The organism is Streptomyces rugosispiralis, from assembly GCF_024505145.1.
Lineage (GTDB): Bacteria > Actinomycetota > Actinomycetes > Streptomycetales > Streptomycetaceae > Streptomyces > Streptomyces rugosispiralis.
This window is the reverse complement of record NZ_JANIAA010000136.1, coordinates 1-2,681: the sequence shown is the minus strand read 5'-3', so window position 1 is coordinate 2,681 and position 2,681 is coordinate 1. Positions and strand designations below refer to the sequence as shown.

1 pseudogene is annotated in these 2,681 nt (G+C 68.0%); it reads right to left on the bottom strand.

From position 1 onward, the window contains the following. Nucleotides 1–2,664 (bottom strand): annotated as a pseudogene (locus NP777_RS47970) (SDR family NAD(P)-dependent oxidoreductase); the annotation flags it as partial. Nucleotides 2,665–2,681 lie beyond the last annotated feature (17 nt).

Genomic DNA, 2,681 nt, shown 5'->3' with positions numbered 1-2,681 from the left:
GGACAACCCCGCACTCACCAACGCCTGCCGGATCACCCGCTGCTGCGACGGACCATTCGGCGCCGTCAACCCATTCGACGCACCATCCTGATTCACCGCGGAGCCACGCACCACCGCCAACACCCGATGCCCAAGCCGCTCCGCATCCGACAACCGCTCCACCAACAACAGCCCAACACCCTCCGACCACCCCGTCCCATCCGCACCAGCGGCAAAGGACTTGCACCGGCCATCGGCAGCCAACCCACGCTGACGCGAGAACTCCACGAAAGCAGTGGGTGTCGCCATCACCGTGACACCACCCGCGAGCGCCAGCGAGCACTCACCCGACCGCAACGCCTGCACCGCCAGATGCAACGCCACCAACGACGACGAACACGCCGTATCCACCGTGACCGCCGGGCCCTCAAGGCCCAGCGTGTACGACACCCGACCCGAAATGACGCTGCCCGAACTACCGGTGAGGAAATAGCCCTCCGACGCTTCGGCAGCGCCATAGCCCTGCGGCGAGGCTCCGACGAACACTCCCGTCCGGCTGCCCCTGACCGAGTCGGCCGGGATACCGGCCCGCTCGAACGCCTCCCAGGACGCCTCCAGCAGCAGCCGCTGCTGCGGATCCATCGCCGCCGCTTCCCGCGGCGAGATCCTGAAGAAGCCCGGGTCGAACTCGCCCGCGCCGTGGACAAATCCGCCGACACGCGCATACGACGTCCCCGACTCCCCCACAGCCGTGTCGAAGAGGCTGGGCAGGTCCCATCCACGGTCCGTCGGAAAGGCCGTTATGGCATCGCCGCCGGAGTCGATCAGCCGCCACAGGTCCTCGGGAGACTCGACGTCCCCGGGGAAGCGGCAGCTCATGCCGACGATGACTATGGGATCACCGTCATCCGGTGCGGTCACCTGCAACGGCGGCGCACTGTCCTGCGGCGAACCGAGCAATTCCACGCTCAGGTATTCGGCGAGGGCCACAGGAGTCGGATAGTCGAAGATCATCGTGGCCGGCGGTCGGATACCCGTGGCCGTGGCGATCCGGTTGCGCAACTCCACCGCCGTCAGCGAGTCGAAGCCGATCTCCTGGAACGTCCTGACGGGGTCGATGGCCTCCGGTCCCTGGTGCCCCAGCACGGCCGCGGCCGAAACACGCACCAGGTCGACGGCCGCGCGCATGCGCTCGCCCTCGGACATGGCCTGGAAACGGGCCGCGAATTCACCCAGCGGAGCCCCAGACTCGGACGTGTCGGGGATCAGCTCGCTCAGCAGTGGGCTCGGACGCAACGCGGTGAACCTCGGCCCGAACCGCTCCCAGTCCACATCCGCCACCACAAGCGCCGTCTCACCATCACCCAACGCCCGCCCCAACGCAGCCACCGCCAACCCCGGAGCCATCCCCGACACACCACGCTCAACCAGGAACCCCTCACCCCCAACAGCCATACCACCGCCACCCCACATCCCCCACGCCACCGACGTCGCCACCAACCCAACACCACGACGCCGCCACGCCAACCCATCCAAAAAGGCGTTCGCCGCCGCATACGCCGACTGACTCCCGCTCCCCCACACCCCCGCCACCGACGAGAACAACACAAAGGCATCCAAGGGCATACCGCGCGTCAGCTCATCCAGGTGGACGGCTCCCGCGACCTTCGCCCTCATCCCATCCTGAAGGTCCTGTGCGGTGAGTGCGCTCAACGCACCCCAGCTCGGTACTCCCGCGGCGTGGACGACCACGCGGAGGTCCGGAATGGTCTCGATCAGCTCCGCGACCGCGTCTCGATCGGCCACATCACACGCCACGACGCGGGCCGATACGCCCGTGGCCGACAGTTCGGCGACCAGTTCCCGTGCTCCGGGAGCGTCCGCGCCCAGCCGACTCGTCAACACGATCTCGTCAACGCCGGTAGCCGCAAGCCATCGGGCGACATGGCTCCCCAGGGCACCCGTTCCACCGGTGATCAGCGCGGTTCCCGACGTTTCCCAGGCAGTGGACGACCCCGGGCCCGACGTCGTCGCACGGCTCAGACGACAGCCCAACACCTCGTCGCCACGGATCGCTATATGGTCCTCACCCGTGGCGCCCGAAAGCACCGAGCACAACAGACCGGAGGTTCGCTCACCCCATGCGGTGGGCAGGTCGACCAGCCCGCCCCAACGGTCCGGATGCTCCAAACCGATCACACGGCCCAGGCCCCATACGGCCGACGCGTACGGATCCACCACATCCCCGTCCACCACGGAGACCGCACCCCGAGTGACACACCACAACGGCGCATCGACCCCGGCAGCCACAAGGGCCTGGAGCAATGGCACCGTGGCCTCGACCGACAACAACGACACCACACCCGCGACCGGCCCCGCGTCCAGCTCATCGATCGTTACGACACGCACCTCGGCGCCTGCGCCCCGCAGCGCGGCGACAACGTCCGTCTCCGCCTCATCCGGCTCGACCACCACCAACCACACGCCAGAAAGCTGCGAAGAAGGATCCGCGACGACCGGGGCCCAGGTCAGCCGATACCGCCATGCGTCGATAACCGACTCTTCCTGCCGCGCCCGTCGCCACGACGCCAATGCGGGCAACGCGGCGCTCAACGACTGCTCAGCATCAACTCCGAGAGCCTCCGCGTCGCCACGCTCGACCGCATCCCAAAACGCCGCATCCACCACACTCGTCGCAGGCC